This window comes from Pseudoalteromonas sp. KS88 (assembly GCF_004766475.1).
Lineage (GTDB): Bacteria > Pseudomonadota > Gammaproteobacteria > Enterobacterales > Alteromonadaceae > Pseudoalteromonas.
Genome location: NZ_PYHV01000005.1, coordinates 120,545 through 126,896 on the forward strand (window position 1 = coordinate 120,545; position 6,352 = coordinate 126,896).

4 protein-coding genes are annotated in these 6,352 nt (G+C 41.5%); 1 reads left to right on the top strand and 3 read right to left on the bottom strand.

Going from position 1 to position 6,352, the window contains the following annotated elements; genetic code table 11:
- Positions 1-69: 69 nt before the first annotated feature.
- The 3 genes from C7Y70_RS02855 to C7Y70_RS02865 all read right to left on the bottom strand — a co-directional run bounded on the left by C7Y70_RS02855 (position 70) and on the right by C7Y70_RS02865 (position 3,644).
- Positions 70-1,302 carry a threonine/serine exporter family protein gene (locus C7Y70_RS02855; RefSeq protein WP_099296696.1) on the bottom strand — a complete coding sequence of 411 codons (1,233 nt, stop codon included), beginning with the start codon at positions 1,300-1,302 and terminating at the stop codon, positions 70-72.
- Positions 1,303-1,419: 117 nt separating this feature from the next.
- Positions 1,420-2,640 carry a glycosyltransferase gene (locus C7Y70_RS02860; protein WP_135473300.1) on the bottom strand — a complete coding sequence of 407 codons (1,221 nt, stop codon included), beginning with the start codon at positions 2,638-2,640 and terminating at the stop codon, positions 1,420-1,422.
- Positions 2,637-3,644, bottom strand: coding sequence for a LacI family DNA-binding transcriptional regulator (locus C7Y70_RS02865; protein ID WP_135473301.1), 1,008 nt, complete (start codon positions 3,642-3,644; stop codon positions 2,637-2,639). Before C7Y70_RS02865 ends, C7Y70_RS02860 begins: the two co-directional genes overlap by 4 nt.
- Positions 3,645-4,094: 450 nt before the next feature.
- On the opposite strand from C7Y70_RS02865, the gene C7Y70_RS02870 reads away from it, so the two are divergent.
- A partial coding sequence (locus tag C7Y70_RS02870; protein ID WP_135473302.1) for a prolyl oligopeptidase family serine peptidase occupies positions 4,095-6,352 on the top strand: 2,258 nt, incomplete at its 3' end.

Consider the following 6,352-nt stretch of genomic DNA (forward strand, 5'->3'; position numbering starts at 1 on the left):
CAATACATTAGTACATCTCTTAGCCAGAGTTCAGGTTAAAAAGATGCTTAGCTTACGCTAAGCATCTTTTTATAGGCTTTTCTTTGGAGGGAGTGCGACGTTGGCAAATATTAACCCTGCAACCAGCGACATAAAAATTAAAAAAGTTTGCTGTCCAATATGATCAGCATAGACAAAGTCTTGCCCTTCAATCAAAGAGTTTAGGCCGATATAGGTTTTACTACCCGGTACTAATACAATCAGGCCTTGCATGGCGACGATAGAGGCTGGTGCATTAGCGACGCGGTTAAATAAATTACTAAAAACACCCACTGAAAAGGCACCTATAAATGTACCTAAAGTATAATCTAAGTTTAAATAGATGGCTGGGCCAACACTGGTTCCGTAGGCTATAAAGCCAGAGGCAATTGACCATGCCGCATGCTTTAATTTTGTTCTAAAAATAACGATTAAGCTACTACACAAAAGCAAAATTGCTAGCCATGCAGTCCACTTTGGGAGTGGTTCTGGTGGCACAAAATCTGTTTGTCCAAACAGCGCAAAGCCAATTGCCAGACCGATAAATGCACCAAAATAAAGCTTAAATAAAAGCATAAACGAATCCATGACTCGTGCAGTACCAGAAACTAAGTGCCTTGCAGCAAGCTCTGCTAAACCAAGTGCGAGTGCAAGCCCTGGTATAAAGACAATTATGGCTGAGAGTACGATAAGCCGAATATTGATCTGTGCGTCAATATAAACACTAATTGCACAAGCCAATATTGCTGAAATAATAGCTACCAGGGGTTCAAGCATGTGCCCAACGCGTTTTGATCGCGCTGACCAAAGCACAAATAAATAAACGATTAGGGTCAATAAGCCTGACCATAGAACATCATTCCAACTGGTTCCCATCAACATGGCAAACGCACCGCCAGAGGTTGCAAATGCAATACCTGTTAAAACTCGGTTGTAGGGTGCAGGGGCATCAAAAATGATGTCAAGTTGCTCATCGACTTCTTGCAGTGTTAACTCTTTATTGAGCAACTTATTAACAAGATCATCGGTGTCAGCCAACGAGCCAAGATCGTGATCACCCGGCTCGACGCGTGCAACGTGAGTGTATTCATCTTCGTGACCATCTGTCCATATTACGAATGTCACAGAGGTTGGTGACATAACGAATGACGACTTAAGGCCTAAGTAAGTGGCAATTTCCATTAAGTGGGCTTCAAGTCGGTACGCAGGAGTGCCGTACTTATGGAGCATTTTGCCTAGCTTTACTATAAATTTTCGTTTTTCAGTAAACGTTGCGGTTTTCAAGTGAGTATTGAACCAAAATCTAAATTATTCAGTTAAAAAATATAGACAATACATCAAAACTTGCCTAACTTGTTTTGCCGCGATTTTAAACACATATAAACCTCTGTCTAGTTTTTTTTATTTGTTTTTTGCTTCAATCCACTGCGCCATATACTGGGTGCTTCGCATCGTATGATGTTTAAGCATTTGTCCAGTAAAGTTTGCTTCTCTGTGTGCTGCTAAATCGGCTTCAATAGCCGTTACTTTATCAATAAAGCGCTTTGCTAACTGTGCTTTATCATAATGAATATTCAGTAGCGAATGCGCATTTTTTTGTGCGTTTAAAAAAGTACATTCATCTTGGTGCAGTAAAACAGCTGCGTTTGCAAATTCTTGTGGAGAGTTTTCTATAATACCCGGCCAAGGAAGTTCGCCATGCATACCTTCACTGCCAATTGAAGTAGTAACACTGGGGGTTTGCATTATCATTGCTTCAAGTAATTTACCTTTAATTCCCGCGCCAAATCGCAAAGGAGATAAACACACTCTGGCCTCTTCCATTACTTGATAGGCATCAGCGGCCCACCCTTTTATTAAAAAGCCTGTTTTAGGGTTATGAAGTGCTGTCGCTTTAGGGGGGGGATAAGAGCCATAAATATGGAGTTCAGCAGTGGGGAGCTGTTTACGAATTAGTGGCCAAATTTTTTGTAAATAAAGTACTGCGTCCCAATTAGGAGCATGACGGAAATTACCTATCGTCATAAAGTGCTGTCGCTCTGTAAAGGACTTTGTTTGAGTAGGCAGTGATGCTAAGTCAACCATGAAAGGTAAATGGTGTAATAAGCGACTATCAACATTAAATACATCAGCCAGCAGCGCCATTTCATAACTTGAAATAATCAAGCTAAGGTCGCACCTTAAAATAGCCGCTATCTCACGTTTTGCGATATCCGAGTGTAAATCACTTTTACTAAATGCTCGCTTACTTTTATGAGCATCGTGACGCGCATTTCTCAAACACTGCAAGTCTTCAGTGTCGAGTATTTTTATGGCATTAGGGCAATGTTTGTCAATGCGCCAACCAAACTGTTCTTCCATCATAAAACGGTCAAACATAACAATGTCAGGATTATATGTTGTTACATAGTCATCGAAACTACTGCAGTTAAGGGCAATCGTTTGTGATGAGACTCCATGCTGCTCTAGGTTTTCCATATGCTCAGTTTTTTGAGCTGGACTTGCAAATTCAACCTGCCAACTCTGTGCTCTAAACGCGTGTAGTAACGACATCATATGCGTGCCCGCAGCGGATGAATTTGGCTCTGGCCATACATAGCCAATAACTAACACTTTTTTCATTTGCTTGAATCTCTAATTTGTAAATTTACATCGACCAATGTACGCAAAGGCGCGGTATTACAGCTAAGCAGCTCTTGTAAAATTTGGCAACTGCGCCTACCAATCTCATCGGCGTTTATACACACCGTACTTAATGACGGGGACATTAATTTAGAATCGGTTAAATCATCAAATCCAACTACCTTTATATCTTTACCCACCGAAAGCCCATGTTGTTGTATAGCCTCAATAACCCCGTAGGCAATAACATCGCTAAAACAGATGATTGCTTTTATATTTGGATGAACGCAATACAGCGAGTTAAATGAATCACGACCGCCTTGGCGGTTTGTAGGTGCTTGAATTACTGGCTTATCTTCATTGATATTGAATTGTGTAAGAGCAGACTTAAACCCACTGAGACGTTCTAGGTGGTCAGAAATATCATCTGTTCCCCCTAAAAAGGCAATGTCGGTGATGCCTTGTTCAAGAAGGTGCGCCGTAGCAATGTGTGCGCCTTTTTTGTTATCAGGTAAAACAGTGGGTGCGTTACTAAATGGCACTTCACGCATAATATTGATAACAGGTGAACCACTGGCAATAAGGTTGTCTACCCAGGTTTGTTCTGTCCCGGGTACTGGGCACATTATAAACGCGGCGACATTGTATTCTTTTAGTGTTTTAACAATGTGTTGTTGGCGCTGCCAATTTTCAGCCGTATTTACGACCATTGGCAGCATCCCCATGTCGTAAATATAACCCTCTAGACTAACCGCTAATTGGGCAGAGTAGGGGTTGGTTAAATCATTAATTACTAGTGCAACTAAATTTGAGCGTTTACCTCTTAAAGCTGCGGCATCACGATTATATACATAGCCCAATTTATCAATAGCTTGTAAAACTCGTTCTTTGCGTTTAGCACTGACTTTAGTGCTTTGAGTGAGTACTAAAGACACCGTTGATTTTGAGACTTGAGCTTCTCGCGCAACGTCAAAAATAGTGACTTTATCGGTTTTGTTATTCATTAAGGTCTGTTTACCTTTCAAGGTTAAATTTGCAGCAGTCTGTTTGGTATTTAGGCAATGCAGCGCTTATGTGGTGTGGTTATTCCCCATAAATAGGCGATAACGCAGTATCAATGCCAAACAGGCGCTGCCCTTCGGGTTCTGCCTAGGGGCTATTTACTCTTTGTTGCTCGGTTTTGACTTAGCCCACTAGGTTGCAAACCTCGCGCCGCGATTAAACCGCCCCTAGTTTGAACAAACTTTAATCCGCAAAGGTCAACAGACCCTAATTGTTTTTAAATAGGTACCGTAATCGCTTAGTTTAACTTAAATTGAGCGATAAAGTCAGTAAAGCTTGTATTTAGCGAAGTCTGTTTGTACTTATAATCAGTGATTAACTTAAAAACTTTATGCGCTTTGCAAATCATGCTTATATAGCGCTACTATTTTAAAAATAACAAAGGACACACTATGAGAGCAATGTTGCTTTTTTTTGCCCTGATAATAAGTTTTGGGGTAATTGAAAACACCCATGCGAACGAAGGTTATCAAACCCCTTCGAGTGATCTCGCTGCTTTGGTCGATGCTAAATTAGCACCGAGTAGCTATTTATCATCCGATGGTCAGTGGCTTGCACTATTTGATCGTAAACGAATTGAGTCACTCGATGATCTTGCTAAAGAAGAGTTTAAACTCGCTGGAATTAAGTTAAACCCAGTTAATTTTTCTCGCTCACGAGCGCGTACAAAATTTAATGCATTGACCTTAAAACATATCGAAACAGGTAGCGTGATTGAAGTTACTAATATTCCTTCAGGTATTATGCGCTCTCCTCAGTGGTCATCAGACAGCCAGTACTTAGCTTTTGTTTTAGAGCAAGCAAATCAGGCTAATTTATGGGTATACAACACACAAACCAAACAAGCTCGCCAACTATCTGACGTAGCATTAAATTCTGTTTTAACGAGTCGTCCATATACTTGGTTGCCTGACAGTACAGCTATTGTAGCTAACACAGCGGTAAATATCGCTAAGCAAAGATTAACCACAGATACACAGAATGTTGTTCCAGTGATTCAGCAAAGTACAGGCGAAAAAGCGCCTGCACGTACATATCAGAATTTATTAACTAGTCCTTTTGATGAACAACAATTTAAGTTTTATGGGCAAGGACAATTAACCTATATCCCGCTCAGTGGTATAGCACGTGCTATTGGTAAGCCTGCGTTATTCAAGTCATTTTCTGTATCCCCTGATTCAACAAACCTATTGGTTGGAAGTATTGACGAGCCATTTTCGTACCAAGTACCTTACAGTCGCTTTGCAACAACGTGGCAAATATGGGGAATGCGAGGCTATGCGTTGGTTGAGTTAGCAAAGCAACCTCTCGCTGATAATATCCCACAGGGTTATGACAGTGTTCGGGTAGGCCGCCGCGATTTCGAATGGCGAGCTGATCAAGGTGCTGAAGTGATTTGGGCAGAAGCTCAAGACGGCGGCGATATGAAAACCAAAGTAGATCACCATGATTATTTGTATAGCTTACGCGCTCCATTTAAGCGAGAGCCTAAATTATTTGCAAAAGTCGAGCGTCGATTTGCTGGGATTGAATGGGCAAACGATAATGTGGCTATGCTCAGTGATTGGCGTTTTAGCGACCGCCAAGTTCGCACGTTTGTAATACAACCACGCAACGCAGACAGAAATCGAACGCTGTTTTCGCAGCGTAGCTACAATGACGCTTACAAAAACCCAGGCAGCGCTATTTATGAGCGCAATGACTTAGGCAGTAATGTAATTAAAGTCGTCGGTGGGCGCTATATTTATCTGCGAGGCAATGGTGCTTCTGAACAAGGAAATGTGCCTTTTTTAGATCAGTACGACATTAAAACAAATACCACAAAGCGATTATGGCAGTCTAAAGCACCTTATTATGAGCGGGTTCGTGCCATGCTTGATGATAAAGGTGATAGGCTAATAACGATTCGTGAATCTAAAACAGAGCAACCAAATTTCTTTATTAGAGATTTAAGTGACGATACGCTCACCCAGCTAACTACATTTGAACACCCTTATCCAGCATTTAAGGGAGTTACTAAAGAGCTTGTTCGTTATAAGCGCGATGATGGTGTTGAGCTCACTGGCACACTGTATTTACCGCCAGAGTATGACAAAACACAAGGTACGTTACCTGTCCTGATGTGGGCATATCCACTAGAATATAAAGATAAAGCTGTAGCATCTCAAGTACGTGAGTCGCCTTATGCATTTACCTATATAGGTTATTGGGGGCCAATGCCCTACCTTGCTAAAGGGGTTGCGGTATTTGACGACCCGAAAATGCCAATCGTAGGGGTCGATGGCAAAGAACCTAATGACTTATTTAGAAAGCAATTGGTCTCTAGTGCACAAGCAGCAGTGGATGTTTTGGTTGAAAAAGGCATTGCCGATAAAGATAACATTGCCATTGCTGGTCACTCCTATGGCGCATTCATGGTGGCAAATTTATTAGCACACAGCGATTTATTTAAAACAGGAATCGCACGAAGTGGCGCTTATAATCGCACACTCACGCCATTTGGTTTCCAAGGTGAAGAGCGTGACTTTTGGCAGGCTCAAGATGTATATGCAGCGATGTCACCGTTTTTTCACGCTGAGAAAATTAACGAGCCAATGTTAATGATCCATGGTCAAGAAGACCCGAATTCTGGCACTTTCCCAATGCAAAG

Coding starts and splice junctions, on each gene's coding strand:
- C7Y70_RS02860 (WP_135473300.1), bottom strand. CDS start 2,640: ATGAAAAAAGTGTTAGTTATTGGCTATGTATGGCCAGAGCCAAATTCA.
- C7Y70_RS02865 (WP_135473301.1), bottom strand. CDS start 3,644: ATGAATAACAAAACCGATAAAGTCACTATTTTTGACGTTGCGCGAGAA.